This is a genomic window from Bacillus sp. AR2-1, from assembly GCF_008368755.1.
Taxonomy (GTDB): domain Bacteria; phylum Bacillota; class Bacilli; order Bacillales; family Bacillaceae_G; genus Bacillus_A; species Bacillus_A wiedmannii.
Window position 1 is genome coordinate 188,052 of sequence record NZ_QORY01000008.1, and the last position, 23,292, is coordinate 211,343.

At 35.8% G+C, this 23,292-nt stretch carries 35 protein-coding genes and 1 pseudogene; 22 read left to right on the top strand and 14 right to left on the bottom strand.

Annotated elements, in window-relative coordinates; translation table 11 throughout:
- The first annotated feature begins 6 nt into the window (after positions 1-6).
- The 4 genes from DT250_RS10600 to DT250_RS10615 all read left to right on the top strand — a co-directional run bounded on the left by DT250_RS10600 (position 7) and on the right by DT250_RS10615 (position 2,335).
- Positions 7-639 (top strand): ABC-2 transporter permease, encoded by a 633-nt coding sequence (locus DT250_RS10600; RefSeq protein ID WP_149213037.1) that lies wholly within the window; start codon positions 7-9, stop codon positions 637-639.
- 31 nt (positions 640-670) lie between these two features.
- Positions 671-1,294 (top strand): ABC-2 transporter permease, encoded by a 624-nt coding sequence (locus DT250_RS10605; RefSeq protein WP_000595368.1) that lies wholly within the window; start codon positions 671-673, stop codon positions 1,292-1,294.
- Between the two features lie 12 nt (positions 1,295-1,306).
- Complete coding sequence (locus DT250_RS10610) at positions 1,307-1,900, top strand: ABC-2 transporter permease (protein ID WP_000811455.1); 594 nt, start codon at positions 1,307-1,309, stop codon at positions 1,898-1,900.
- A 249-nt stretch (positions 1,901-2,149) separates the two neighbouring features.
- Entirely contained in the window at positions 2,150-2,335 is a 186-nt protein-coding gene (locus DT250_RS10615) for a hypothetical protein (RefSeq protein ID WP_141542702.1), read from the top strand.
- A gap of 16 nt (positions 2,336-2,351) precedes the next feature.
- On the opposite strand, the gene DT250_RS10620 is transcribed toward DT250_RS10615, so the two are convergent.
- From DT250_RS10620 to DT250_RS10640, 5 genes are all read right to left on the bottom strand, one after another.
- Positions 2,352-2,609, bottom strand: a complete 258-nt coding sequence (locus tag DT250_RS10620) for a DUF3975 family protein (RefSeq protein WP_087985176.1) — start codon at positions 2,607-2,609, stop codon at positions 2,352-2,354.
- 15 nt (positions 2,610-2,624) lie between these two features.
- Entirely contained in the window at positions 2,625-2,939 is a 315-nt protein-coding gene (locus tag DT250_RS10625; RefSeq protein ID WP_000312623.1) for a DMT family transporter, read from the bottom strand.
- A 1-nt stretch (position 2,940) separates the two neighbouring features.
- Positions 2,941-3,273, bottom strand: a complete 333-nt coding sequence (locus DT250_RS10630) for a DMT family transporter (protein WP_000312344.1) — start codon at positions 3,271-3,273, stop codon at positions 2,941-2,943.
- A gap of 71 nt (positions 3,274-3,344) precedes the next feature.
- Positions 3,345-3,926 carry a TetR/AcrR family transcriptional regulator gene (locus DT250_RS10635; protein ID WP_141474868.1) on the bottom strand — a complete coding sequence of 194 codons (582 nt, stop codon included), beginning with the start codon at positions 3,924-3,926 and terminating at the stop codon, positions 3,345-3,347.
- A gap of 98 nt (positions 3,927-4,024) precedes the next feature.
- Positions 4,025-5,002 carry a LacI family DNA-binding transcriptional regulator gene (locus DT250_RS10640; protein WP_001273975.1) on the bottom strand — a complete coding sequence of 326 codons (978 nt, stop codon included), beginning with the start codon at positions 5,000-5,002 and terminating at the stop codon, positions 4,025-4,027.
- A gap of 314 nt (positions 5,003-5,316) precedes the next feature.
- Here DT250_RS10640 and DT250_RS10645 point away from each other — a divergent pair, with 314 nt between their 5' ends.
- The gene (locus tag DT250_RS10645) at positions 5,317-5,853 is read left to right on the top strand and encodes a DNA polymerase III subunit delta (protein ID WP_149213109.1); all 537 of its coding nucleotides are present in this window, start codon (positions 5,317-5,319) and stop codon (positions 5,851-5,853) included.
- A gap of 39 nt (positions 5,854-5,892) precedes the next feature.
- Here the strand turns inward: DT250_RS10645 and DT250_RS10650 are convergent, their stop codons facing one another.
- Positions 5,893-6,276 carry a rhodanese-like domain-containing protein gene (locus DT250_RS10650; protein ID WP_000108656.1) on the bottom strand — a complete coding sequence of 128 codons (384 nt, stop codon included), beginning with the start codon at positions 6,274-6,276 and terminating at the stop codon, positions 5,893-5,895.
- A gap of 170 nt (positions 6,277-6,446) precedes the next feature.
- Between DT250_RS10650 and DT250_RS10655 the strand changes: the two genes are divergently transcribed.
- Positions 6,447-7,283: a lipoate--protein ligase family protein gene (locus tag DT250_RS10655; protein WP_000514071.1), complete on the top strand. Its 837-nt coding sequence runs from the start codon at positions 6,447-6,449 to the stop codon at positions 7,281-7,283.
- A gap of 28 nt (positions 7,284-7,311) precedes the next feature.
- Here the strand turns inward: DT250_RS10655 and DT250_RS10660 are convergent, their stop codons facing one another.
- The 3 genes from DT250_RS10660 to DT250_RS10670 form a co-directional block, all read right to left on the bottom strand.
- Entirely contained in the window at positions 7,312-8,151 is an 840-nt protein-coding gene (locus tag DT250_RS10660) for a hypothetical protein (RefSeq protein WP_000111931.1), read from the bottom strand.
- Positions 8,152-8,351: 200 nt separating this feature from the next.
- Entirely contained in the window at positions 8,352-9,023 is a 672-nt protein-coding gene (locus DT250_RS10665) for a DUF1129 domain-containing protein (RefSeq protein WP_149213038.1), read from the bottom strand.
- Between the two features lie 5 nt (positions 9,024-9,028).
- Complete coding sequence (locus DT250_RS10670; RefSeq protein ID WP_000556083.1) at positions 9,029-9,346, bottom strand: PadR family transcriptional regulator; 318 nt, start codon at positions 9,344-9,346, stop codon at positions 9,029-9,031.
- A 156-nt stretch (positions 9,347-9,502) separates the two neighbouring features.
- Here DT250_RS10670 and splB point away from each other — a divergent pair, with 156 nt between their 5' ends.
- From splB to DT250_RS10685, 3 genes are all read left to right on the top strand, one after another.
- Positions 9,503-10,528 (top strand): spore photoproduct lyase, encoded by a 1,026-nt coding sequence (gene splB, locus DT250_RS10675; protein WP_000802100.1) that lies wholly within the window; start codon positions 9,503-9,505, stop codon positions 10,526-10,528.
- Positions 10,529-10,672: 144 nt separating this feature from the next.
- On the top strand, positions 10,673-11,101 hold the full coding sequence (gene mntR, locus DT250_RS10680) for a transcriptional regulator MntR (RefSeq protein ID WP_001143070.1): 429 nt from the start codon (positions 10,673-10,675) through the stop codon (positions 11,099-11,101).
- 54 nt (positions 11,102-11,155) lie between these two features.
- Positions 11,156-11,818: an HAD family hydrolase gene (locus tag DT250_RS10685; protein WP_048546402.1), complete on the top strand. Its 663-nt coding sequence runs from the start codon at positions 11,156-11,158 to the stop codon at positions 11,816-11,818.
- On the opposite strand, the gene DT250_RS10690 is transcribed toward DT250_RS10685, so the two are convergent.
- Positions 11,815-12,216 (bottom strand): SA1362 family protein, encoded by a 402-nt coding sequence (locus DT250_RS10690; RefSeq protein WP_001014467.1) that lies wholly within the window; start codon positions 12,214-12,216, stop codon positions 11,815-11,817. The genes DT250_RS10685 and DT250_RS10690 overlap by 4 nt on opposite strands.
- A 78-nt stretch (positions 12,217-12,294) precedes the next feature.
- On the bottom strand, positions 12,295-13,215 hold the full coding sequence (locus DT250_RS10695; protein WP_000807116.1) for a DUF1385 domain-containing protein: 921 nt from the start codon (positions 13,213-13,215) through the stop codon (positions 12,295-12,297).
- Positions 13,216-13,459: 244 nt separating this feature from the next.
- Here DT250_RS10695 and DT250_RS10700 point away from each other — a divergent pair, with 244 nt between their 5' ends.
- Genes DT250_RS10700 through efp form a run of 4 tightly spaced genes read left to right on the top strand, consistent with a single transcriptional unit; the run spans position 13,460 to position 16,086 of the window.
- Positions 13,460-13,948: a YqhR family membrane protein gene (locus DT250_RS10700; protein ID WP_000076890.1), complete on the top strand. Its 489-nt coding sequence runs from the start codon at positions 13,460-13,462 to the stop codon at positions 13,946-13,948.
- 52 nt (positions 13,949-14,000) lie between these two features.
- Positions 14,001-14,441: a type II 3-dehydroquinate dehydratase gene (aroQ, locus tag DT250_RS10705; RefSeq protein WP_000757087.1), complete on the top strand. Its 441-nt coding sequence runs from the start codon at positions 14,001-14,003 to the stop codon at positions 14,439-14,441.
- A gap of 4 nt (positions 14,442-14,445) precedes the next feature.
- Positions 14,446-15,507 (top strand): Xaa-Pro dipeptidase, encoded by a 1,062-nt coding sequence (gene pepQ, locus DT250_RS10710; RefSeq protein ID WP_149213039.1) that lies wholly within the window; start codon positions 14,446-14,448, stop codon positions 15,505-15,507.
- Positions 15,508-15,528: 21 nt separating this feature from the next.
- On the top strand, positions 15,529-16,086 hold the full coding sequence (gene efp / locus DT250_RS10715) for an elongation factor P (protein ID WP_000626521.1): 558 nt from the start codon (positions 15,529-15,531) through the stop codon (positions 16,084-16,086).
- A gap of 20 nt (positions 16,087-16,106) precedes the next feature.
- Here the strand turns inward: efp and DT250_RS32215 are convergent.
- Both DT250_RS32215 and DT250_RS10725 read right to left on the bottom strand, forming a co-directional pair.
- A pseudogene (locus DT250_RS32215) lies at positions 16,107-16,428 on the bottom strand (hypothetical protein).
- Entirely contained in the window at positions 16,409-16,987 is a 579-nt protein-coding gene (locus tag DT250_RS10725; protein WP_147786714.1) for a GNAT family N-acetyltransferase, read from the bottom strand. The pseudogene DT250_RS32215 and the gene DT250_RS10725 overlap by 20 nt, the downstream one beginning before the upstream one ends.
- A 180-nt stretch (positions 16,988-17,167) precedes the next feature.
- Between DT250_RS10725 and DT250_RS10730 the strand changes: the two genes are divergently transcribed.
- The 9 genes from DT250_RS10730 to DT250_RS10770 are packed head-to-tail and all read left to right on the top strand — an operon-like array spanning position 17,168 to position 22,689.
- Positions 17,168-17,449, top strand: a complete 282-nt coding sequence (locus DT250_RS10730) for a YqhV family protein (RefSeq protein ID WP_000816054.1) — start codon at positions 17,168-17,170, stop codon at positions 17,447-17,449.
- A gap of 27 nt (positions 17,450-17,476) precedes the next feature.
- The gene (gene spoIIIAA / locus DT250_RS10735) at positions 17,477-18,403 is read left to right on the top strand and encodes a stage III sporulation protein AA (protein WP_088064391.1); all 927 of its coding nucleotides are present in this window, start codon (positions 17,477-17,479) and stop codon (positions 18,401-18,403) included.
- Entirely contained in the window at positions 18,397-18,912 is a 516-nt protein-coding gene (gene spoIIIAB, locus DT250_RS10740) for a stage III sporulation protein SpoIIIAB (RefSeq protein WP_000238693.1), read from the top strand. The genes spoIIIAA and spoIIIAB overlap by 7 nt, the downstream gene beginning before the upstream one ends.
- A gap of 14 nt (positions 18,913-18,926) precedes the next feature.
- A complete protein-coding gene (spoIIIAC, locus tag DT250_RS10745; RefSeq protein ID WP_000020914.1) occupies positions 18,927-19,130 on the top strand; it encodes a stage III sporulation protein AC in 204 nt (67 codons plus the stop codon).
- Between the two features lie 23 nt (positions 19,131-19,153).
- On the top strand, positions 19,154-19,537 hold the full coding sequence (spoIIIAD, locus tag DT250_RS10750; protein WP_079998460.1) for a stage III sporulation protein AD: 384 nt from the start codon (positions 19,154-19,156) through the stop codon (positions 19,535-19,537).
- A gap of 10 nt (positions 19,538-19,547) precedes the next feature.
- Complete coding sequence (gene spoIIIAE / locus DT250_RS10755) at positions 19,548-20,720, top strand: stage III sporulation protein AE (RefSeq protein ID WP_000943696.1); 1,173 nt, start codon at positions 19,548-19,550, stop codon at positions 20,718-20,720.
- A gap of 12 nt (positions 20,721-20,732) precedes the next feature.
- On the top strand, positions 20,733-21,365 hold the full coding sequence (gene spoIIIAF / locus DT250_RS10760) for a stage III sporulation protein AF (protein ID WP_001161039.1): 633 nt from the start codon (positions 20,733-20,735) through the stop codon (positions 21,363-21,365).
- Positions 21,355-22,017 (top strand): stage III sporulation protein AG, encoded by a 663-nt coding sequence (gene spoIIIAG / locus DT250_RS10765; RefSeq protein ID WP_087985167.1) that lies wholly within the window; start codon positions 21,355-21,357, stop codon positions 22,015-22,017. The genes spoIIIAF and spoIIIAG overlap by 11 nt, the downstream gene beginning before the upstream one ends.
- Before the next feature lie 15 nt (positions 22,018-22,032).
- Positions 22,033-22,689, top strand: coding sequence for a SpoIIIAH-like family protein (locus DT250_RS10770; RefSeq protein ID WP_088064389.1), 657 nt, complete (start codon positions 22,033-22,035; stop codon positions 22,687-22,689).
- 86 nt (positions 22,690-22,775) lie between these two features.
- On the opposite strand, the gene DT250_RS10775 is transcribed toward DT250_RS10770, so the two are convergent.
- Positions 22,776-22,970: a hypothetical protein gene (locus DT250_RS10775; protein ID WP_002107729.1), complete on the bottom strand. Its 195-nt coding sequence runs from the start codon at positions 22,968-22,970 to the stop codon at positions 22,776-22,778.
- Between the last annotated feature and the right edge of the window lie 322 nt (positions 22,971-23,292).

The following is a 23,292-nucleotide window of genomic DNA, read 5'->3' on the forward strand; positions in this document are numbered from 1 at the left end:
ATTCATATGAAACAGTTGATTTTGAAGGAGTTTTTCTTACAGAAGAAGATGTTTCCTTTCTATTTTTTAATACCTATTTTATCTGTTTTTAGAAATTCTGTAGAACCAATGGGGATTGCAATAGGATTATTTATAACATGTAGTACGATTATATATATTTCTTTTTATTATGAAGAAAAAAGTAAAACAGAAAAAGTATTAGTGAGTTTGCCTATAATGAGAAAAGAGATAGTTATAGCTAAATATATTTCAACCACATTATTTATTATAGTCGGTTTGAGTATAACCTCTATAGTCGTAATATTAGGAAATATTTTGTTGAACAGAGATATAGTTATGCCTGGATATGCAATATTTTCAGCAATAGTAGCAACCTTGATTTATTGTGTAGTAACGATACCTACTAATTACATTGGGGGATATAAAGCTATTACTGTCTTGAATGTGATTATGATTTTTCCTTTAATGGGTATGATTGGCCTTATGTGCAATATTTTTGGTGATGAAATAATCATGTTAAAAGTACTCCACTCTCAAGAGGCTACACTAGCAATGAGTGTTGTTGGTATCGGAGTGTTAGTAAGTATAGTCGTATCAATGTTGCTCTCAATGAAAATGTTTCAGGAGGCAGAGTTATAGAAAGGGCATTTTCATATTAGGAGGGTAAAACATGATCAAGCAATTAGTCTTAAAAGATATGATGTTGCAAAGAAAGTTAGGATTTGTTTATCTTATATGTTTGTTTTTCCTTGCTATTGTTGATTTTCATAGTGATAGTTTCCTTATGACGATTAGCGTATCTATACCTTTTCTTGGTATGGTACTGTCAATGAGCTATGAGGGGAAAAATAAAAGTGAAATAATAGTAAATAGTTTACCGTTTGAGCGGAAAGATATTGTCATAGGGAAATACATATTTGTAAGTATTTTAGTTGCTTTAGGTGGAGGTTTCTCGCTAGTGATTGGTTTAATTCAGTTACAAAATGAATATATAACTGGACTTATGCTGTGGGGAGCTGTTCTTGGCGGAATAACGGGAGGATTGGTTTGTAGCATAATCGTACTCCCAATTGAATTTTTAGTAGGATATAGCAGTGCAAAACAAATTGCTCCGTTCGCCGGACTTGCGTTGGGGTATTTAAGTGGACTGATTGTAAGTAACGTCTGGTTAGATGTAGAAAATGCTTGGAACACGAGTTTAGTCGTAAATATTTGTTTTATAGCAGGGCTGCTTCTTTTATATGTTATGTCCATGTTTTTCTCAATTCATTTTTATAATGAGCGTGATCTGTGAGGGGGAATAGCATTGAAACAACTAATTTTAAAAGATTTCATCATTCAATGGAAATTTTTAATTTGGTACATACTGTATCCTGTTTTCTTTTATATGGCCTTAACAGATACGAAAAATCTGTTCATAATTATGTCAGTAATTTTTACAATTGGGGCAACAGTAAAAACATTTGAAGCAGATAGTAAAAATGAGAGTGAAGTTATAGTAAATAGCTTACCAATATGGAGAAAACAAATTGTGTATGCAAAATATATAGTAGCAATGATTATTCTTTTTATAAGCGCAACGGTCGGTTGTTTCACGATGGGAATGAAGAGTGGGGTTAACCTATTTGAATTTATTGAAACGACAATGGTTGCTAGTATTAGCTTTATTTTAATGTATTTAAGTTTTGTTTTACCAATATCGTTTTGGTTAGCGTATAAAAAAACTATTTTTATTGCGATTTTTATATTGATAGCACCTATGGCTGTTTCCTCTATTTTCTTTGGAATCAACCTAGAACAAATTCAACTATATAACAGCATGTTATTCGTTAGTTCAATATGCATGTTCATAATATCTATCTTCGTTTCAGTCAAATTGTATGAGAAAAGAGAATTTTAAAAGGTGCCTTATATAAGGCACCTTCTTCAATAACGACAATATGAAAGTAAAAGTTTATAAACAGAGAGGCTATTCGGTACAACATCTTTTGGAGTATGTAATATAAAGCTGAAAATGATAACGAGAATGAGAAAGAAGAAAAATAAAAATAGGATCTGCTTATGTATAGAATTTTGCATATTATCCACTCCTTTTTTAGGTAGTATGTCCAAAAGAAAGGAGTGTATGAAAAATGTTAGGGGGAGAATGATGAACAAAAGAAAATGGTTATATAGAATAGGGGTACTTTTATTTTCAATCGGTCTCATATTAGCAAATTTCTATTCAGATATACCATCACCAATTCCTAATTTACATAAAGGAATTGGTATAAGTATTGTCATAGTTGGTCTTCTTTGTCTTATCACATCAAACTTCTACAGAAAGTCTGAATGAATGTAAAAAAGGACAGTTACTCTTTTTCAGAAGTACTGTCCTTTTTAAATAATTTATTCCATAGTTTGGCGATACTCCATATAATGACGATTGCAATGGAGGCAATAACTGACCAAGCAATAGATGCAATTTCAAGTGCCATGCTAGGAAGGAAGGTAAGAATGGATACTATTTTATGAAACAACCATTCTATTATATGAAAACTGATTTGCAATAGAATGACACTCCCGAGTGTAATCCATGCTAACATTTGTTTTCCTTTTTCTTTCCACATGACATTCACCTCACGTTAGCTTAATAGTTTTAAGCCAACAGCGCCGCATAGAATGCAACTTAAGAAGGCAAGACGACGCCAATCCGCTGATTCGCGGAAAATAAGAATACCTAGAAGTGCACTTCCCGCAGTTCCGATTCCAGTCCAAATCGCGTAAGCAGTTCCCATCGGTAACGTGTTCATCGCAAGGGATAAGAAGAAGAAACTTACGCCGAAGTTAGCGATTAAAATAACTTTTGGTGCCCAGCCTTTCTTTTCAGTGGCTACTTTCATAAAGAGTACACCAATAATTTCACAAATACCAGCTAGAATTAAAAATACCCAAGCCATTTTATGCGGCCTCCTTCGCTTCTTTTTCTTCTGTTACTCGTTTTAGCCCAATTACTCCGAAGAAGATTAAACCGATTAATAAAACTTTTACAATAGAGAAAGGTTCTCCGAAGACGAAAATCTCTGTAAGAACGATCCCACCAGCTCCAATTCCTGTAAAGACTGCATATACAGTGCCGACAGGTAAATCTTTATAAGCTCTAAATAATAAGACGAAACTAATTGTAATTAATAACGCAACACCAGCCCATTCAAGTGGTGCCTCCGCTTTTTTAAGTCCAATAACCCAAAAGATTTCAATAATACCAGCTATGATTACATAAATCCATGCCATATGTCATTTCTCCTTCCTACCAGTCGTTAGGTAAAGGGCTTAAAAACGACGCATTGCAAAGGAGCAATCCGTCAGTTTGAAAGACCTCGCCAAAATACTTGCCAAGAGGCGTTTAAACGAGTCTCAAAGCGATTTAAACCTGCGAATAGTAGTTCCACCATAAGTCCGTCCAGTAAGCATAGAAAAGCTTCTAGAGCGTCTTTTACTTCAATGTTATGCAGTTCACTTTGCTCGTTTGCCTGTTTAAATATAGGGAATAAAAGTTTTCCGACGTTTTCAATGTGTGCATTCGCTTTTTTGATAATTTGTACGCGGAATGCATCAGGCGGAAAATAAGAAGTTCGTAACCAAAACATTGATTCTTCACTTTCACCAAATCGTTTTGCGTAGCCCTTTAGTAACTGTAAGAGCAATTCTTCAGTAGACGAATTTGAAAATTTTTCGATATCGTCTGTGAAGCTCTGTAAATCTTTTTGAAGAGCAGATTCTAAACATATAAAATATAGCTCTTCTTTTCCTTTAAAGTGTGCGTAAATCGATGGTTTTTTAATCCCAACTTCTTGAGCAATATTTGCCAATGAAGTTCCTTCGTAGCCGTAGCGTGCGAAATGAGAAAGTGCTACAGCTTTAATGCGGTTTGCTGTCATTTTCATCCCCTACCTACCGTTCGTTAGGTTCATTATATGAGATGGAAAATATAAAGTCAATAGGTGAAGAGCTGAAAAAGAGCGCTACAGGTAACGCTCTTTTTTTAGACAGTATCTCGCTCAATTAAATGGAATGAAAGCTCTTCTGCCTTCCCGGCAATTTGCTCGCTTTGGATTTGTTTATGGAATAAAGAAAAAGCATGTGAGCCCATTGCGAGACCGGGGTGTTCAATTGTGGAAATTTCTAACGCCTTTGAAATTTCATGATTATCAAATCCAAGGATAGCAAGTTCTTCAGGGACCCGAATGCCATGTTTTCGCGCCTCTGTTAATAAACCAGCTGCAACTTGATCGTTCGCTGTAAAAATAGCGGTTGGGCGATTTTTCATGTTTAAAATGCGATGAAGTATTTTTGCACCATCCTGCATCGTATAGCATTGATGAAAAATCCAATCTGGATGTACCGTTTTACCTTCGTTATGCAGCGTATCAGCAAATGCTTTTTCGCGCTCCATAGAATTTGCACTCGTTTTTCTTGCTAAACAGATTCCGATTTTTTCATGGCCTTTACTGAGTAAATAGGCAGTGCCGAGACGGAAGCCTTCATAGTGATCTACGTAGACGGATGAAATGAGGGGATGCTTTATCTTTTCACATGAAATAATAGGGGCAAATTTTGCGAAAGGTTCAATTTGTTCCCAAGAACTCGTTCGAGAGCAAATAATCATTCCGTCGAATTGTTTCATTTTCATCATTTCAAGAACACGAATCTCTTCGAGGCTATCGTAATTTGTTTGACATAAATTAATGTGATATCCAGCTGTTAACGCTTCGTTTCCGATTCCTTCAATAATTGTACTGAAGTATGGAAGATTAATGAAAGGGAGCATAACCCCGATTGTATATGTTTTTCCCTTTATTAAATGAATAGCATTTATATTTTTTGCATAGTTCAATTCTTCAACAGCATCTAGAACACGCTTACGTTTTTCTTCTTTTACGTAAGGGTGATTATTAAGGACGCGGGAAACAGTTGATATGGATACACCAGCGGTTTTTGCAATTTGTTTTATATTGGCCATATGTATCACCTCTCTCCCTTATTATAAGGGGAAAATAATAAGAATGAAAAAATCTTGACCTGAAAAGCTTTTCACAAACTATGGTATGAATAAGGCTTCTTTTTATTCGCGTAACCTTTTCACTTGGGCGTAAGAATGATAGGGGTCTTTTTGTTTGCAAAATAGTTTTGTCAAAATGTGTGAGAATAACGTGGAAAGTTTTCAAAGGTGGAGTTTGGTAGCGAAGCGAATATGAAGAGCATATAAACGCTTCGTTCGTTAAGAGGGCGGTATGAAAGGGCGGAAACAAATTGAAAAAAAGAATCATTTGTTTCGTGTTTTCTAGTCTAGTGCTAAGTTCATGTTCGTTTCAGCAAACGATGCAAGAAGAAAAAAACTTTGTGGGAACAACAGGGGGAGTGATGGATCGTGTTACGGATCCTATTCCGCTAAAGGAGCTTCCGAAATATTTTCCGGTGAAATTTAAAGTTCCGGAGTTTTTACCGTATGAAATTACGAGTGATGTGAAGGGGGAAGTCAGAACGATTGGGAAAAAGAACACTGTTTTAATGATTAAATATAAACAGCGGGAGCCAGGTAGAAATGAGTATATTGAGTTAAATGTTGCGAACTTTCCTTATAGTTTTCCGGATCTCGTGGAAGAGAAACGATTTCAAGAACAAATGAAATTGAATAGTGGAGCATTCGCTTATTTTAAAAATAAAGATGACTCTGGGCGAGGAGATGAATTCGCTATGCTTATTTGGAAAGAGAAAGGACTTGAATATCAGCTGCTGTATCGTAATGCACAAGAGAATGATAAAGATGTGATTAAGCAAAATTTATTATACATTGCAAATAATATGGAATGAAAAAACTAGCTGAATGATTCAGCTAGTTTTTGTATGTTATTATTTCTTTTTAATTTTTCCAGTCCACGTTTTGAATCCACCTTGTAATTGGTAGAAATCTTTGTAGCCTTGTTTTTTTAAGTATTGAGCTGCACGACCAGTACGGAATCCGCTTTGGCAGTATAAGTAAACTGGTTGATCTTTGCGAAGTTCTTTATGACGAAGGCGAATTTGTGATAACGGAATGTTACGTGCGCCTAAAATATGTCCTGCAGTATATTCGTCTGCTTCGCGAATATCGATAAGCTGTGCTTTACGGTAGCCAGCGCGAAACTCTTCTTCTGAAAGTGTTTTAATTAATTTTCTCTGATAGAAATACATCCATACAGTGTAGCCGATGAACGCTACGATTACGGCTAATAAAATAATCCAAGTTGTTGACACGGTTCTATCGCTCCCTTTTTTCTTATCCTACTTTCAATATTATAATGCCCGTATGTATTTATGCAACAGATTCATTTGCATATAAGAAGAAATTTCGTATTCTTTCACAAATTTTGTCGAATTTGGTAGACTAGAGAATGTGAAAAATAATTGGTTATATGAGGTGCAGGATGGGAAAAGAAAAATGGTGTTATATTAACTCTGGTCAATGTTCACCGGCATTTAATATGGCGTTAGATGAATGTTTATTAAATTGGCAAAGTGAAAAGAAAATGCCACCAACCATTCGTTTTTATGAATGGGAAGTACCAACATTAACAGTTGGGTATTTCCAGCGTGTTGAAAAAGATATTAATATGGATGTAGTTAACGAAAAGAAATATGGATTCGTTCGTCGTCAAACAGGCGGCAGGGGTGTACTACATGATAAAGAATTAACGTACAGTGTTATTGTGTCTGAAGATCATCCAAATATGCCAAAAACAGTTACAGAAGCGTATCGTATTATTTCGCAAGGTTTATTAGACGGTTTTAAGGCATTAGGATTAGAAGCATATTATGCAGTTCCAAAAACAGAAGCAGACCGTGAAAATTTAAAAAATCCACGTTCAGGAGTATGCTTTGATGCACCATCTTGGTATGAAATTGTAGTAGAGGGAAGAAAAATCGCAGGTAGTGCTCAAACACGTCAAAAAGGTGTGATTTTACAGCACGGATCGATTCCGTTAGAAATAGATTTAGATGAATTATACGATCTGTTTTTATTCCCGAATGAACGTGTAAAAGAGCGTATGAAGAGTATGTTCTCTTCTAAAGCGGTAGCAATTAATGAATTAACAGACCGTACGTTTACAATTGAACAGTTAATTAAAGCGTTTGAGGTTGGGTTTGAAAAAGGATTAGATGTAGAGCTTGTTCCGTATGAATTAACAGAAGAACAGTTACATGAAGTGCAAACATTAGCAAAAGAGAAGTATGAGAGTAAGGAATGGAATTATAAAAAATAAGAGGTGGCAATTGCCACCTCTTATTATTTTATAGTAAATTAAGTACTTTTTCTACTTTGATTCCTTTATCTTGTAAAGAACGAAGGCGATTTACAACGTCCATAATTTCTTTGTCAAATGTAACGCTAATACCTTGGCTTTGTAGTTCTTTTTTTAAGCTTTCAATAGAATCATCTATGTCGATGCCAAGCTCGTAATCTTGACAAACTTCAATTGTCTTTTTCACAAGTTTCACATAATTTTCTTGTAGTTTTGTATTTGTTTCAGTCAAAGCAGGTTGCTTCGGTTTTGCAGGAGCGACCGGTGCTGTCTCTTGCTTTGTAACTGGAGTTGGTGCTGCTTTTTTCACAGGTGCTGGAGTAGATAATTCCACAGCTGCTTCTACACTTACTGGCTTCGGTGTCGGTACCGGAGTAGGTTTAGATGCTGCAGGTGTTTCTACTCGCGTAACAGGTTTTGGAGCAGGTGTAACTGCTTTTGGAGCTTCTACAACTACTTCTTTTTTCGGAGTAGCTTCTACAACAGTTTCTTCTTGCTCAGCAGCTTCTTTATTTTCTTTGCTCCACATAACGCGTTCAACTTCTAGAGAAACATTATTTTTGTTCATCGCTGTTAATGTAACTTTACCAACCTCTGCGTTCCCAGTGAAATCAACAATTTTATAAATAACACTCTTGTTCCAATCCACGTTTCCGCTCAAAAATAATTCTTCGTTACATTTCGGCGTTAAGCCCTCGATTTTAATTTCTGCGTTTACACCGTTTTCACTATATACCATAATTAGCGAAGCATTTACATCTTCGTCTGCTAACATTAGTTCACGTACCATTTTGCCGGTGCGTACTTGCGTTTTCTTCTTAACTGACATTTAATTTCTCCTCTCAAAAATTCAGTAATAATAAAAAAATCGTATAACGAAAAATAATTGCTCACGAAGATTTATGATACCGATAATAAAAGCATCACGTCAACAATTAACTTTAATTATTTTGCATTTTTCTTATTTTCTTTATGAAATTTTTCAATTTGTAAAATTAGACAGAAGAAAAACAGCCTTTTGAAAGGCTGTTAAAAATTTGATTTTTTATATAGTAATTTATATAAAACAAAAAATAAGATAGCGATTAAGGCGTTTTGCCAAAAGGTTAGATGATAAATGAGATAAGGTTGTTTTTTAAAATAAATATTTAAGAATATAGCGGAACAAAATGGGATAGCAAATGCGAATCCAAATAGAATTCTTCTTTTCCAATTCATTTTCTGATCAAAGGAGTACCGCTTTAATAAATATAAAATGAATAGTATACCTAGTATAATTATTGAAACCGACAAAGTAGTTCCAAGGATACTAAAAGGTGGACTTATTATTTCGGTGTTCTTTTCAAAAAAGAAAATGAAAAGAGAAGCAATGGTGTCCATTCCAAACTGTATAGCGAGAAGTAAGCTAATAACAAAGCCGATTAAAGAAGTTTTTTCTAACATTGTTTGAACCGGCAAAGCCGATATGAGTTCATCACAATAAGATTGTAAGTCATCACCAAAAATGTCATAAGCATTTTTATTTTCTGTTTGTGCTTGGATGAGATGGTCTAATATTTCTAGTAATAGTTCTTCTACTTGTTGTTCTGGCACGTTAGATAAACGAAGATAAACTAACATATCGCTATAAACAACTTCATTTTCAGGTGTTAGAAGTTCGCGTTTTTTGTTGTTCAATTTAATCATGTCTTGCGCATTCATCCTCATCACTCTCCCTGTAATAAATTGTTCACCGTTGTTGAAACCATTCCCCAGCTTTGTTTAAATTCTTCAAGCTGTTCTAATCCTTTATCGGTTACGTGATAATATTTACGTTTTGGACCGAGTGAGGAGGCTTTTAATGTTCCTTCAATCAATTTTTCTTTTTGCATACGTAACAATAACGGATATATGCTTCCTTCGCTTACGAATGTAAATCCGTGTTTATTTAATTTTGTACTCAGTTCATATCCGTACACTTCTTCTTGTGAAATGATGTATAGGATGCAACCTTCGAGCACACCTTTTAACATTTGGCTGTGCATGATTTCACCACCTTTTACTCAGGTAACTTGCGTTGCAAGGTAGCTGTTATCCAAATTATAACATTCAGTAACTTGCAACGCAAGTTACTGAAGTGGAAAACTTTAATGAGTGTTAATTTTTCATCGTTTCCCATACTAACGAGAGGAGGGAAGTATATGAAACCATTTATGCCAAAACTCGTTTACTTTGAACCGAAGGCACTCGAATATCCGCTTGGAAAAGAGCTGTATGAGAAGTTTACGAAGATGGGATTAGAAATTCGTGAAACGACATCCCATAATCAAATTAGAAATTTGCCAGGTGAAAATGACTTGCAAAAGTATCGTAATGCAAAGGCAACACTTGTCGTTGGGGTGAGGAAAACATTAAAGTTTGATACGTCAAAACCGTCAGCTGAATATGCAATCCCGCTCGCAACGGGGTGTATGGGACATTGTCATTATTGCTATTTGCAAACAACACTTGGGAGTAAGCCTTACGTTCGCGTGTATGTCAATCTTGATGAAATATTTGAGAAGGCAAAGCAGTATATGGATGAAAGAGCACCAGAAATAACAAGGTTTGAAGCGGCTTGTACATCAGATATTGTTGGAATTGATCATTTAACACATGCATTAAAGCGGGCGATTGAATTCATTGGAGAAAGTGAGCATGGGCGTTTACGTTTCGTTACGAAATATTCGCACGTTGATCATTTATTAGATGCAAAACATAATGGGAAAACTCGTTTTCGATTTAGTATTAATTCACGGTATGTAATCAAAAATTTTGAGCCGGGGACATCACCTTTTGAAGAACGAATTGAAGCAGCTCGTAAAGTAGCAGGTGCGGGTTATCCACTTGGGTTTATAGTTGCGCCACTTTATATGCATGAAGGATGGGAAGAAGGATACCGTGAACTATTTGAGCGACTGTACAATGCGCTAAAAGATTTGTCGATACCGAATTTAACATTTGAATTAATTCAACATCGCTTTACAAAACCAGCAAAAAAGGTCATTCAAGAGCGTTATCCGAATACGAAGCTTGAAATGGATGAAGAGAAGCGCAAATATAAATGGGGACGATATGGCATCGGGAAATACGTATATAAAAAAGATGATGCAGAAGTATTGGAAGAAACGATTAGAGGATATATTCATCACTTTTTTCCTAACGCAGAAATTCAATATTTTACATGAAAAGAACTTGTATTGGAATGCAAGTTCTTTTTTCTTTTAAATATTTAGGCTTGTTTTCAACTTGTCACGTTATTCTTTCTGGTGTATCATTTTATTGATTGCTTCGTACGGAATGAGCAAAATGAAATTGGATGGAGGAAACCGATGCCTACCCCTAGTATGGAAGATTATATTGAACAAATTTATTTGTTGATTGATGAAAAGGGTTATGCCCGCGTATCTGATATTGCTGAAGCGCTGAGTGTACATCCATCCTCTGTAACAAAAATGGTGCAAAAATTAGACAAAGATGAATATCTAATTTATGAAAAATATAGAGGGCTTGTATTAACATCAAAAGGTAAAAAAATCGGAGAGCGTCTCGTATACCGTCATGACTTGCTAGAGCAATTTATGCGTATTATCGGTTTGGATGAAAGTAAAATTTACAATGATGTAGAAGGAATTGAACATCATTTAAGTTGGGAAGCAATTGACCGCATTGGTGATCTAGTGCAATATTTTGAACAAGATGAGATTCGAGTGGAAACACTTCGTGGCGTTCAAAAAGCAAATGAAGAGAAAAGTAATTAAGGGGGAACGTATGTCGTTTCCTTTTTTATTTCAACCGAAAAGGATGGGGAAATTATGAAAGCAATTATTTTTGATTTTGATGGATTAATTGTGGACACAGAAACAATATGGTTTCACTCTTTCAGAGACGCCGTTCGTGAGTACGGTGGGGAGTTACCTTTAGAGGAATTTGCAAAATGTATTGGAACGACAGATGATGTACTATATGCATATTTAAATGAGCAATTAAAAGAGAAGTTTAACAAGGATGCATTAAAAGAAAAAGTGAAAACTTTACATAAAGAGAAAATGAAAATACCAGAAGCTCGTGACGGGGTAAAAGAATATTTAGAGGAAGCGAAAGAAATGGGATTGAAAATCGCATTAGCTTCCAGTTCATCTAGAGAATGGGTTACTTCTTTTTTGGAAGAGTTACAAATTCGAGATTATTTTGAAGTCATTAAAACAAGGGAAGATGTTGAGAAGGTAAAACCGGATCCAGCACTTTATCGAATTGCGATAGAAGATTTAGGGATTGATCCGTCTGAAGCTGTTGTATTTGAAGACTCGTTAAACGGATTAAAAGCAGCGATTGCAGCAGGATTAAAGTGCGTTGTTGTACCTAATGATGTGACACGGAATTTACCATTTGAAAATCATCATCTTCGAATTGAAAGTATGAAAGATAAAAGTTTGAAAGAAGTACTACAAAATATAAAAAAAGACCGTATTTCCTAAAAGGAAGCACGGTCTTTCTTTTTGTTTTTTTTACCTTCAATGACAGTTAAATGAGATTGTTTTCTTTTTCGCTTCAAAGTGGAAGGAGCGCCTTTCTTACCTTTGTCATTAGAAGCGTTTGATTTCAAGAAAGAATTGCTTAGGGGTGCTACATTTTGTTTCCCATGTTTGCGGTTCGATTGTTTCGCTGCACGCTTATAAGAGCTTTGCGAATTTGCAGAACCACTAGAATTTGTAAACATCTTGTATAGCAAATAAAAGATACCGACAACAAGTAACATGTACCCAATATTTCTTAATACACCCATTGGATTTGTAATGACAGATGAGACAAGGCCGAATATTGCTAATCCGATAATAAGCATAACTATAGCGAATGTAAACGAACGACCGTTCATAAGGGACACCTCCTAAAAACATATATTAAATTAGTATATTAACGATGAGGAAAGGAGTTGAACACCAATTTTAAATAATTATTGTTTGTTTTCTAAACGTAATAATTCTTCAAACGATGCAATGGCTACTTCCACTTGATCATCTGTTGGTTCTTTCGTTGTTAATAGTTGCAGCCATAATCCGGGATATCCAAGTATGCGTAATACTGGAATATCGCGTAATCGATTTGTAAATTGTAACACTTCAAAAGAAATGCCGAGAACGACTGGAATTAATAAAATTCGGTTTACGACTCTGGCCCAAAGTGGATCTGTAGGGACAAGGAAATAAACAAACATTCCAATAATGACTGTAAATATAATAAAGCTACTGCCACAGCGATAATGAAGGCGAGTTTGTTTTTGAACATTTTCTACAGTCATTGGAAGATTATTCTCATAGGCATTAATTACTTTATGCTCCGCACCATGGTACTGAAATACCCGCTTAATAAGTGGGGTTAAAGAAATAAAGTATATATAGCTCAATAATAGCATGAGCTTAATGACACTTTCGACAATGATTTGCCCTGTATGAGAAGGGAAAATCGGTCTCGTTAATTCAGCTAGTAGTGCAGGAACTGCTGTGAAAATGACTTTACCGAATATGAAAGATAAAACGCCAACTGCTGCAACTCCTAATACCATCGTTAATTTCGATTGTTCTTCTTTGTTATTTGCAATTTGTTCGTCTTCTTCTGGGTGAACATCAAATCGTTCTGAAGCAAAGTTTAAATGTTTTGCTCCATTCGCACTTGCATCCACAATAGCGGCAATCCCTCGTAAAAATGGAATTTTTTTCAGGATAGATAATGCTTTATTACGAACGCGTGGTAATCGATAAAATTCAATCGATTTGTCTTTACGACGAACCGCTGTAACAGTATATTCTCTACCGCCAAACATAACTCCTTCTATGACTGCTTGCCCGCCATATATTTGTTTTGACTCTTCTGCCATGTTAACACCAACCTGTATTTGTTTCTCTCTTATGTAGAAAAAGAGGCAATTGTCATACTGGGTTCTGTCATTTTGAAATAAGACAATCACCGAGTTTCCTTTATTTTATCGACAAATACAAGTATATGACAAGGAAAAATGTTACGAGAGTCGGACATTTCTTATTCTTTTTATAGACAAATTTCGCAGTATTTAAACATGGTTCAAAATAGTTTCGGGCATACTATTGAGCGGAGGTGTCGATGTGAGTCAAGAACAATTAGGAACAAGGAATTTTGTACAAATTGGTTTATTTGGTGGAATCTTTTGGGGGGGGATATGGTATTTCCTTCATATATTTTCATTTACGGAAGCAGGACCGAACTATTTACTTTTACCATTTGCCTTTGGAAGCTGGAAAGAAGGGGTATGGGGCAATGTGTCAGGAATTGTTTGTATGGGACTACTTTCGATTTTAATTGCCTTTTTGTATAAAGCGTTTTTGGCAAAGTTTGAAGGAATTATTCCAGGGATGATTTATGGGCTATTTTGGTGGGCGTTACTATTTTTCGGAATGGGATTAATAGCGCCTGCCATTAAAAGTGCACTCCATTTACCGAAAGAAACAATTGTGACGACGATATGTATTTTTATATTGTATGGTGTGTTTATAGCATACTCTGTTTCCTACGCAGTAAATACCAATAAAGCTGAGCGAGAAGGGGAAGAGAAGACAAACTATTCAAATAAGTGACTCCTATGTTAAAATGTTGTATAGATATTTAATATTAAGGAGTTTTAAACATATGAAAAAGGTACTCCTCGTAAACGGTCCTAACCTAAATCGCCTCGGTGTCAGGGAGGTAAATGTATATGGAAAGGGCACGCTAGCGACACTTGAAGCAGATATGAAGCAAGAAGCAGAAACAATGGGAGTGGAGTTAGAATGTTTCCAATCGAATCATGAAGGTGCGATTATCGATCGTATTCATGAGGCGGAAGATATATATGAAGGGATCATTTTAAATCCTGGAGCATTTACGCATTATAGCTATGCGATTCGAGATGCAATTGCGAGCATTTCGATTCCTGTTATTGAAGTACATATTTCTAACATTCACCAGCGTGAGTCGTTCCGTCACGAATCTGTGACGGCAGCTGTTTGTGCGGGACAAATTGTTGGATTTGGTTTTTATGGCTATAAGTTAGCGTTATTTGCATTAATGGAGAAATTGAGGGAGGCATAAAGTAATGGAGAAAATCGAAAGAGTAAGAAGTGCATTTGATGAGGCTGGTATTGACGGTATTTTGTTAACAAATGAACATAGTCGTAGATATATGGCTAACTTCACAGGAACAGCTGGTGTTGTACTGATTTCGAAAAATCGTGCTCAATTTATTACAGATTTCCGTTATGTAGAGCAGGCTAGTAAACAAGCGGTTGGATACGAGATTGTACAGCATGCAGGATTAATCATTGATGAAGTTGCAAAGCAAGTGAAGGAACTGGGAATTCAAAAGCTTGGCTTTGAGCAAGATACTCTTACATATAGTTCTTATTCAGCGCATAAAGAAGTAATCGATGCTGAATTTATCCCAACTTCTGGGCTTGTAGAAAAGTTACGCTTGATAAAGACTGATTCAGAGATTAAGATATTAAAGGAAGCTGCACAGATTGCAGATGCTGCCTTTGAACATATTCTATCATTCATTCGCCCGGGAGTATCTGAAATTGAAGTGTCAAATGAACTTGAATTTTTCATGAGAAAACAAGGAGCAACATCTTCTTCGTTTGATATTATCGTTGCTTCAGGTCTTCGTTCGGCATTACCGCACGGCGTGGCATCTGAAAAAGTGATAGAAACAGGAGATTTCGTTACATTAGACTTCGGCGCTTATTACAAAGGATATTGTTCTGATATTACTCGTACGATTGCAGTTGGTGAACCATCTGATAAATTGAAAGAAATTTATAATATCGTTTTAGAAGCACAATTACGTGGTGTGAACGGTATTAAAGCTGGTTTAACAGGCCGTGAAGCGGATGCGTTAACGCGCGATTACATAACGGAAAAAGGATATGGTGAATACTTTGGACACTCTACTGGTCATGGAATTGGTCTTGAAATCCATGAAGCACCAGGTTTAGCGTTCCGTTCTGATACAGTACTTGAACCAGGAATGGCTGTAACAGTAGAACCAGGTATTTATATTCCAGGTATTGGCGGCGTACGTATTGAAGATGATATCATTGTAACAAGTGAAGGTAATAAAGTAATTACGAAATCACCAAAAGAACTTATTATTTTGTAATATACAGGAGGATTTTTTTACATGATTTCAGTAAACGATTTTCGTACAGGTTTAACAATTTCAGTGGACAATGCCCTTTGGCAAGTAATGGATTTCCAACACGTAAAGCCAGGTAAAGGTGCTGCATTCGTTCGCTCTAAACTACGTAACCTTCGCACAGGATCTGTTCAAGAGAAAACATTCCGTGCAGGTGAAAAAGTAGAAAAAGCACACATCGAAAACCGTCGTATGCAATACTTATACGCGAGCGGTGAGTCTCACGTATTTATGGATAACGGAACTTACGAGCAAATCGAACTTGGTGAAAACCAAATCGAGCGCGAACTTAAATTCCTAAAAGAAAACATGGAAGTATCTATTATGACATACCAAGATGAAGTACTTGGTGTTGAACTTCCGAACACAGTTGAATTAAAAGTGTCAGAAACAGAGCCTGGTATTAAAGGCGATACAGCTTCTAACGTAACAAAACCAGCTACATTAGAAACTGGTCTTGTTGTACAAGTACCAATCTTCATTAACGAAGGCGAAATGCTTATCATCAACACTGGTGAAGGTAAATACGTTTCTCGTGCATAGTAGAAAAGCACTCGTGATCATCACGAGTGCTTTTTTTTATAGTAAATAGCAGTGATAATAAAACTAACTAAAACAAGTGAAAGAGTACCCGCCATATATGGAGTGAAAACAATTTGAAATGGTTTTATTTCGCCAGTCTCAACGCCAGTCAGTGTTTTACTTATTGCGTGATCCGTAATGTTGTTTCTATGAGTATTCATAATAATTAACCACATAATTGCAAATATCGCTAAACTACCAAGGAAAAAGGGTCTCCATAAATGACCAACCGACCAATTTTGAAAAAAGATAAATAAGAGCTAATTCTACTACGACTGTTAAACTAATTTTTACTACCTTCATATTTTTCCTTCTCCTTTTGTAGGTCTAGCCAATTTAGAAATTTTTCACGTGACACGACATGTAGTACACAAGAAGATTTTACTTCATTCTCTAAGGCAGAATGTTCACCAGGGAATCTATCTTCCACATGCAATGAAATATAAGGCAGTTTTTCTTGTGCTTTTAACGAGCGGACATTATTCGTTTTAGCTCCAGCAAATACATAGGAAAGTTGTAAGTCCCAAAAAGCAATTTTAAAGATTTCTTTTTTAGCAGCCTCATTATATCCTTTTCCCCAGTATGGATAGCCGAGCCAACTACCAATGTGAGATTGTTTCTTCTCATAATTAATATGTTTAAGTGTGGTGAGACCAATTATTTCGTTTTCTTCATTTACAATCATTCTCGATAAAGACCTCTTTTGGCGCTCTTCTTCTATTGCGAAAAGAAGAAATGCTTTCGTGTCTTCGATCTTTTCTACTTTTATTCCTAATGCATTTTTTATGTGTGGATCACTTGATAGCTTGAAAATCACATTTGCATAGCGTAAATCGAGTGGTACTAAAGTAACGTGTTGCATCGTCTATACCCCTTTTAAATTAAATATACCATAAAATAATATGAATATTCAGATTTAATAAAAGTGTTAGAGAAAAGTTATGTTTTTAATTCTGAAATAGACAACCCCTGCATATGGTTGTACAAATATATTCTTTTTTGGAATGTAGCAATAGTAACCGTTATGGGAGAAGGTGGGAGAATGAAACAGTGGCTAGCGGCAATGGAAACATCCGTGCTTGTAATGGGGTTACTTCGGTTGTTTTCAGGTAGCGCGGAAATATTCGCCGCTTTGCTTATGCTTTATGTGAATGATGCGAAGAAAGCATTGTTTATAAATGGTATGTTGGCGTTTGTTGGACCGACCGTATTAATTTTAACAATGACAATAGGCATAGCGAGTGTGGCAAGTGAGATTTCTTTCTTGAAACTCTTTTTTCTAGCGCTTGGAATTGGCTGCATTTTTATCGCGTTGTTGAAATAGTAAGTCGAGTATAGTGGGGAGAAGCTGATGAAAGAAGTATTAGAAGTTTTACCGAAAACGATGAAGCAGCTAGTGGAAAGTTGTAAGCAATACGATGCTCTAGAGGAAATTCGTGTTCGAATTGGAAGACCGCTAGAGTGTATTGCTCATGGCGAAGTGTTTTTTTATGACTATATCGTTACAGCAGAGGATGCCATTTACTTATTGAATAAGTTAAGTCAATTCTCAATTTATACGATGGAAGAGGAATTAAAACGTGGGTATGTGACACTTCGAGGAGGACATAGAATCGGCTTAGCTGGAAAAGTCATTACAGAAAAAAGCGCAGTGAAAATGATTCGAGATGTCTCTTCCTTTAATATTCGTATCGCTCGTCAAAAAATAGGAATTGCTGAACCACTTTTGCCGTATTTGTATGAATCACGATGGTTAAACACGATGGTAATTGGCCCACCGCAAACGGGGAAAACAACACTTTTAAGAGATGTAGCACGTTGCATGAGTCAAGGTGTAAGTGCTTCGAAAATTCCTTCTTGTAAAGTGGGGATTGTTGATGAGCGGTCAGAAATTGCAGGCTGCGTGAAAGGTATTCCGCAATATGACTTTGGCACACGAGTAGATGTGTTAGACGCATGTCCAAAAGCTGAAGGAATGATGATGATGATTCGTTCTATGAGTCCAGATGTTTTGATTGTAGATGAAATTGGACGTAAAGAAGATAGTGAAGCAATTATGGAGGCGGTGCATGCTGGGGTTCAGCTTTTTATAAGCGCACATGGATTTTCTTATGATGATGTTGTGAAACGTCCATCACTAAAAGCGGTGCTGGAGCTCGGTATATTTGATAGGTTTGTGGAGCTATCAAAAGCAAGAGGGCCAGGAACAGTTATGCAAGTAAAAGATAAATATGGAAAATCGGTATTACCTCATAGAAAGGCTGAGGGCGTATGGTAAAAATATTTGGTGCAGTGTTAATCGTTGCGGTCAGCACCTTTTTCGGATTTTCATACGCTAAAAGATACAGTGAGAGACCAAGGCAACTTAGATTATTAAAAGCGGCACTTCAATCATTAGAGGCAGAAATTATGTATGGGCACACACCTTTGTCTGAAGCTGCCGAGCGATTAGTGAAACAAATGCCTAAGCCGTTAAATTGGATATTTCAAAGTTTTGCTAGAAGGCTAGAAGGCGGAGAACAAACAGTAAGAGAAGCTTGGATAGATAGTTTGAAAGAAAATTGGAAGCTAACAGCATTTCAACAAACTGAGTACGAAATTTTGCAGCAATTTGGCGAAACGCTCGGACAACATGATCGAGAATCACAACAAAAACATATTCGCTTATGTATTACACATTTAGAGAGAGAAGAAGAGGAAGCGAAAGCATTACAACTGCAATACGAAAAAATGATCAAGAGCTTAGGGGTACTAGCGGGTCTACTTATCGTAATTTTACTGCTATAGGAGGGAGAAAGGCGATGTCCATTGATGTTGGATTAATATTTCAAATCGCCGGAATCGGCATTGTTTTAGCTTTTATTCATACCGTACTAAAAGAATTAAAGCGAGAGGATATTGCAAATTGGGTTATCCTTGTCGGTTTTGTCGTTATTTTATTTCATGTGGCATTTTTAATTAATACGCTATTCGACAAGATTAAGAGTGTCTTTCTCTTCCAGTAAAGGAGGCGGTTCGAATCGAAATTATACAAATTGTCGGATTAGGCCTCGTTGCTACGTTTTTAGCAGCTGTATTGAATCAGCATAAATCTAGCATTACGTCGTTATTTATTGTGTTCGTAGGTAGCGTGATGTTTCTTCTTTTAATTGATCAAATTCACTCTATTTTACAAATGATTGAGAGAGTAGCGAGTGAAGCAAAAGTTAGCAACGTATATGTAGAAACGTTGCTAAAAATTATTGGAATTGCTTATATTGCTGAGTTTGGAGCACAAATTACAAAAGATGCAGGGCAGGGGGCAATCGCTTCGAAAATTGAATTAGCTGGAAAAATCTTGATTTTAGTAATGGCGATTCCTATTTTGACGGTTGTCATTGAAACTATTCTCGGATTTTTACCGACGGGATAAGGGGGAGTGAATGTTGAGGGGGTTTGGAGCTAAGCTGCTATTTGCTTGCTTCCTTTTCTTTTCTTTACCGGTTGTTGTACAAGCTTCTCCTGTAGAAACAAACGTCGTTGATCAACAATTGGATAAGCTCGGAATTGAAGATGTGAAGCAATTTTGGGACGGGCTTGTTACAAAATATGGAGGTTATTTACCAGAGAGTCAAAAAGGTAGTTTTATGGAGTTTGTAAAGGGAGAAAAAGAAATTTCTATAAAAGAGTGGATGCTAGGTTTATTAAAGTATTTATTTCACGAGCTTGTTGCAAATGGGAAGCTGCTGGGAACGCTCATTATGCTTACAATTTTTAGTGCATTGTTGCAATCACTGCAATCTGCATTTTCAAAGAGTAGTGTAAGTAAAATTGCGGATGCAGTTGTATATATGGTACTTATTATTTTCGCTTTAAATAGTTTTTATGTCGTCATGACATATGCAAGAGAAACGATACAAACAATGGTAGATTTCATATTAGCGCTATTGCCAATCTTGCTTGCACTCATAGCAACTGGAGGTGGTGTTGTATCTGTATCGTTTTTTCATCCGATTATCATCTTTTTAATGAACACGAGCGGGCTTTTGATGAATTATATCGTTCTACCACTTTTATTACTTGCAACGATATTAAGTATTGTAAGTACGATGAGTGATCAATATAAAGTTACGAAATTGTCCAAGCTTCTGCAAAATGTTAGCGTTGGGATTATCGGTATTTTTTTAACGATTTTTTTAGGGGTATTATCTGTACAAGGAACAGCGACAGCTGTTGCTGATGGAATAGCTGTGAAAACTGCTAAATTTGTAACAGGGAACTTTATTCCCGTAGTAGGAAGAATGTTTACAGAGGCGGCGGATACTGTTATTAGTGCATCGGGATTATTAAAAAACACAGTCGGAATTATCGGGCTCGTCATTCTATGCTTAATTGTTGCTTTTCCAGCGATTCAAATTTTTTGTATCGCGTTTATTTATAAATTCGCAGCAGCAGTATTACAGCCAGTTGGCAGCGGAGCAATTATTCAATGTTTAGATATTATCGGGCGAAGCATCATTTATGTATTTGCTTGCTTAGCTATCGTATCATTTATGTTCTTTTTAAGTATCACAATTATTATTGCTGCGGGGAACATTACACTTATGATGCGGTAGGAGGTGAAGGGTATGCAATTTGTTACAGAGTGGATTAGAAATATTATCGTTTTTTTACTCTTAGCGACAATGCTTCATCTTATTCTTCCAAATTCAAATTTGCAAAAGTATGTTAAATTCGTTGTAAGTCTATTATTAGTTGTTTTAATCTTAACGCCTCTTTTTAAACTACTGCAAACAGATGTGAATGAAGTAATCGCAAATTTTAATGAAGAGAAGTACGTAGCAGAAGGATCTGTAAAAAATTCAATAGATTCGAAGAAAAAAGAAATACAAGCTCTAACACGTGCATATAGTTTAGAAGAGATGGCTACCAAAATGAAAAAAGAAGTAGGAAAAGAATTCGAGAAAAAGTATGGTATGACAGTCTCTGAAATACAAATAGTCGCAGCGGAAAGTACAGCGGAAGTAAAGTCAGCAAAAGATATTCAAACTGTTGTTGTGACGTTGAAAGAAAAAGAACGTAGTAAAAATGATGCAATCGAAACAGTAAAACCAGTTGAAATTAACACGAAGGAACCTCCGAAAAAGGTAGAAGAAACGAATGTGGAAATGAAAGATTTCTTTTCAAGCAGATGGCAACTAGAGAATAAACAAATCCAAGTTCAAATGGAAGGGAGGACAGGTAGAGTAAATGGACAATAAAGATAAAAATTCGAAGTTCTCATTTTTTCGAAACTTATTGAATGGGGATGAAAAAGAAAGCAATGAGAAGGGAAAAAAGATAACACCTAAGTTTTTACTTGTCCTACTCATACTTGGGATTTTGCTTATGTTTTCTAGTAGTCTTTTTTCAAGTAAAAAAGAAGAAGTACCTGTATTTAAAGAACAAAAAACGCAAAACCAAGAAAAAGACGTACCAACTTTTGGACAAAAAAATAATGATAGTATGTCAAATGTAGAAAAGTATGAAAAAGCGTATGAACAAGAATTAAAAGCAGCTTTAGAAGAAATAGCGGGAGTAAAAAATGTAACGATTAAAGTAAATTTAGATTCATCTGAAGAAAAAATATTAGAAAAAAATACAGTGAAACGTTCACAAACAACAGGTGAAACAGATAAAACAGGCGGTCAGAGGAAAGTAGAAGATGAGTCCCTTGATGAAAAGACCGTCATTATACGTGAAGGGGATAAAGAAACTCCCGTTGTTTTACGAACAGAGAAACCGAAAGTGCGAGGTGTTCTTGTCGTAGCAAAGGGAGTGGATAATATACAAGTTAAAGCGATGGTAAAAGAAGCTGTCATACGGCTGCTAGATGTACCAGCCCATCGCGTTTCAGTTTCACCGAAAAATTGATAGGGAGGAAATAAAGTGTTAAAAAAACAAACGGTTTGGCTATTAACGATGTTAAGTTTAGTTGTTGTACTATCTGTTTATTACGTAACAACTCCTGACAAAATGAATACAGCATCGCCAGCAACAGGTGAAAAGATTGGACAAGAAAAACAAGGTACTGACAAAGCAGTAACAAATGAAGCACCTAAAGAAACGCCAAAAAAAGAAAATACAAGCAAGGAAACATCAAATAAAGAAACAAATAAAGAAACAGACAAAAAAGAGAATGCTAACAAAGAAACAAGTAAAAAAGATGCTAACGTAACAGTTCAATCAAGTGATGAAAATTTCACAGCGTTACGTATGCAAATGGAAGATCAGCTAAGTGAACAAAAATCAAGATTACAAGAAGTGATGAATTCAGCAAAATCTTCAGCAACAGAAAAGAGTAAAGCGAAAGATAATTTTGATGCAATTACTACAATGGAAACGAAGCAAGAATTACTTGAGACAGTGATTAAGTCTCAAGGAGGATATAAAGATGCCCTTGTAAGAGCTGATGGAACTGACATTAAAGTAACTGTGAAAGCAGCAAAGCATTCACAAAAAGAAGCGAATAAAATTATACAGCTTGTAAGAAGTGAAGGCGGATCAAAAGATGTAGGTGTGAAATTTGATCCACCAACAAAATAAAAACTAATAATCCGCGGGGGAATCCCTCGCGGATTATTAGTTTTTACGAATCGGATTGTTTGAAAATAGTTATAGACAAAAAGCTATCATTTTCGATAGCTTTTTTCTGTTTCGTCTTTGTAGTTGTTTTTATTATGTTCAACTCGGAACGGAGAAATACGCTGTGAGTAAAAGATTAGCGGTTCATGGTAATGATGATTACTTTTTCCGGATTTGACGTGGATGAAGAGAACGAATGCCCAGACCATTACGGCAGGTAAGAAGAGAATGAGCCATATCATATGTCCACACCTCGATACGATATATTTTCTACACTTTGAACATACTATTCTTATATGAAGGAATGATGAACGGTGTGTAAACAAAAAAATAATATTTGGTAAAAATATGTTGTTGACTATAGATGAGGTGAAGAGTGGAGCGGTAATGATTTGTTTATTGTGTAGCATTGTGAAAAAAGTAAGGAATGTTTTTTTAGAAGTGGTCTTGCCAATTTTGTGTGAAACTTGGTATTATTACTAGGTAATAAATTTTTATTGGAATAATATTTTTACAGGAGTTTCGATTTATTATAAAGAAATATAAATTGGAATGTTTAAAAAA

Coding starts and splice junctions, on each gene's coding strand:
- DT250_RS10695 (WP_000807116.1), bottom strand. CDS start 13,215: ATGGCAGAAGAGTCAAAACAAATATATGGCGGGCAAGCAGTCATAGAA.
- DT250_RS10605 (WP_000595368.1), top strand. CDS start 671: ATGATCAAGCAATTAGTCTTAAAAGATATGATGTTGCAAAGAAAGTTA.
- spoIIIAG (WP_087985167.1), top strand. CDS start 21,355: ATGGACAATAAAGATAAAAATTCGAAGTTCTCATTTTTTCGAAACTTA.
- DT250_RS10775 (WP_002107729.1), bottom strand. CDS start 22,970: ATGATATGGCTCATTCTCTTCTTACCTGCCGTAATGGTCTGGGCATTC.
- DT250_RS10690 (WP_001014467.1), bottom strand. CDS start 12,216: ATGAACGGTCGTTCGTTTACATTCGCTATAGTTATGCTTATTATCGGA.
- spoIIIAE (WP_000943696.1), top strand. CDS start 19,548: ATGTTGAGGGGGTTTGGAGCTAAGCTGCTATTTGCTTGCTTCCTTTTC.
- DT250_RS10670 (WP_000556083.1), bottom strand. CDS start 9,346: ATGCACAGCCAAATGTTAAAAGGTGTGCTCGAAGGTTGCATCCTATAC.
- spoIIIAA (WP_088064391.1), top strand. CDS start 17,477: ATGAAAGAAGTATTAGAAGTTTTACCGAAAACGATGAAGCAGCTAGTG.
- DT250_RS10630 (WP_000312344.1), bottom strand. CDS start 3,273: ATGGCATGGATTTATGTAATCATAGCTGGTATTATTGAAATCTTTTGG.
- DT250_RS10660 (WP_000111931.1), bottom strand. CDS start 8,151: ATGTCAGTTAAGAAGAAAACGCAAGTACGCACCGGCAAAATGGTACGT.
- DT250_RS10665 (WP_149213038.1), bottom strand. CDS start 9,023: ATGAATGCGCAAGACATGATTAAATTGAACAACAAAAAACGCGAACTT.
- spoIIIAB (WP_000238693.1), top strand. CDS start 18,397: ATGGTAAAAATATTTGGTGCAGTGTTAATCGTTGCGGTCAGCACCTTT.
- spoIIIAF (WP_001161039.1), top strand. CDS start 20,733: ATGCAATTTGTTACAGAGTGGATTAGAAATATTATCGTTTTTTTACTC.
- DT250_RS10685 (WP_048546402.1), top strand. CDS start 11,156: ATGAAAGCAATTATTTTTGATTTTGATGGATTAATTGTGGACACAGAA.
- DT250_RS10640 (WP_001273975.1), bottom strand. CDS start 5,002: ATGGCCAATATAAAACAAATTGCAAAAACCGCTGGTGTATCCATATCA.
- splB (WP_000802100.1), top strand. CDS start 9,503: ATGAAACCATTTATGCCAAAACTCGTTTACTTTGAACCGAAGGCACTC.
- DT250_RS10620 (WP_087985176.1), bottom strand. CDS start 2,609: ATGTGGAAAGAAAAAGGAAAACAAATGTTAGCATGGATTACACTCGGG.
- DT250_RS10730 (WP_000816054.1), top strand. CDS start 17,168: ATGAAACAGTGGCTAGCGGCAATGGAAACATCCGTGCTTGTAATGGGG.
- spoIIIAC (WP_000020914.1), top strand. CDS start 18,927: ATGTCCATTGATGTTGGATTAATATTTCAAATCGCCGGAATCGGCATT.
- efp (WP_000626521.1), top strand. CDS start 15,529: ATGATTTCAGTAAACGATTTTCGTACAGGTTTAACAATTTCAGTGGAC.
- mntR (WP_001143070.1), top strand. CDS start 10,673: ATGCCTACCCCTAGTATGGAAGATTATATTGAACAAATTTATTTGTTG.
- DT250_RS10655 (WP_000514071.1), top strand. CDS start 6,447: ATGGGAAAAGAAAAATGGTGTTATATTAACTCTGGTCAATGTTCACCG.
- aroQ (WP_000757087.1), top strand. CDS start 14,001: ATGAAAAAGGTACTCCTCGTAAACGGTCCTAACCTAAATCGCCTCGGT.
- DT250_RS10625 (WP_000312623.1), bottom strand. CDS start 2,939: ATGGCTTGGGTATTTTTAATTCTAGCTGGTATTTGTGAAATTATTGGT.
- DT250_RS10725 (WP_147786714.1), bottom strand. CDS start 16,987: ATGCAACACGTTACTTTAGTACCACTCGATTTACGCTATGCAAATGTG.
- DT250_RS10615 (WP_141542702.1), top strand. CDS start 2,150: ATGAACAAAAGAAAATGGTTATATAGAATAGGGGTACTTTTATTTTCA.
- DT250_RS10635 (WP_141474868.1), bottom strand. CDS start 3,926: ATGAAAATGACAGCAAACCGCATTAAAGCTGTAGCACTTTCTCATTTC.
- DT250_RS10600 (WP_149213037.1), top strand. CDS start 7: ATGAAACAGTTGATTTTGAAGGAGTTTTTCTTACAGAAGAAGATGTTT.
- pepQ (WP_149213039.1), top strand. CDS start 14,446: ATGGAGAAAATCGAAAGAGTAAGAAGTGCATTTGATGAGGCTGGTATT.